General features: G+C 30.8%; 1 protein-coding gene. It reads left to right on the top strand.

The genetic code is table 11. The features are described 5' to 3' along the window. A partial coding sequence (locus C6H31_RS06970) for a hypothetical protein (protein ID WP_158657717.1) occupies positions 1 to 1,155 on the top strand: 1,155 nt, incomplete at both ends.

The following is a 1,155-nucleotide window of genomic DNA, read 5'->3' as shown; positions in this document are numbered from 1 at the left end:
TTTTAAATAATGATGAAGCTACAAAATCCAATAATTTTTTAAAGGATGCGATTTCTGGAACTAATAATCTTTATCTTGATTTAAGTTCAAATACTGATTTTGCAAATGTAAGCAATTTGGTTGAAGGTAATTCAATTGCTGTAGATACATCTAAGATACAAGCAGTAATCTTGGGTAATGTTGATGGTGCTAATAATATTAAAATTGTAGGTGGTAGCTCTAATGGAGTAGGTACATATGCCAATACTTCTACTATTAAAATAGGTCTTGTAGGTAATATCACTACAAATAGTGGAACCAATAACCTAATCTTTGAAAATAGTATTTGGTTGCCAAATTATCTTTCAAAAACAGATGGAGCTTTTGCAAGTCTTCCAGAGAATCTATCAGGAACTCTAACCAATAATGGTGGAACTACAAATATTGTGCTTAGAACTTCAAGTCCAACTTTAAACACATTGGGTACTTCAATGTTTAATGTCAAAAATACAAATGGCAGTGTAAATATTGTGGTAGGTGGTCAAGTCAATATTGGTGCTAATGTTTCTTATGCAAGTAATACATCAGGAAACACTACATTTATTTTTGCAAATAGTAATGACATAACAACTCAAAAAGATGGAAGTGTAGGTGATAGTTTTGATAGTAGTTCTACAGACATTAGTCAGAATAAAGTTTTAGGAGTAACCTATCAAGATGGAGTAAAACTTGTTTTAAAAGATAAAAATATTGGTGGTGATGCTTCTTTCCTTAATACTTATAAAGATTATTTTAAAGGTGTAGCAGAGAATGAGAGTCTCTTAACTCTTAAAACTAATAGAAGTCTTAGTGATAACACTCAAACAGACACCATTACTATTAAAGGTTTAGCTCTAGGAGATATTTCTAGACTTTCAGTAAGCACAGGAGCTGCTAAAACAGAAAAAACTTATAACTACAATGTAACTTTAGAAACTAAATCTGCATTTGTAGGAAATATTTCTTTACAAGATAATTCTAATGTGACTCTTACAATGAAAGAAGGTTCTAAACTTCTTACAGATAGCGCACATCTAAAAATCAATACCCTAACAATTGAAACCACTAAGGGTGTGAATACAGATGAAATACTCTTAAATACTTTTGCTCAAAGCAATACCATTATTGATCTTCCAC

The organism is Helicobacter sp. 'house sparrow 1', from assembly GCF_900199585.1.
Lineage (GTDB): Bacteria > Campylobacterota > Campylobacteria > Campylobacterales > Helicobacteraceae > Helicobacter_H.
The sequence above is the reverse complement of the archived record's forward strand: the minus strand, read 5'-3'. Positions and strand labels throughout refer to the sequence as shown.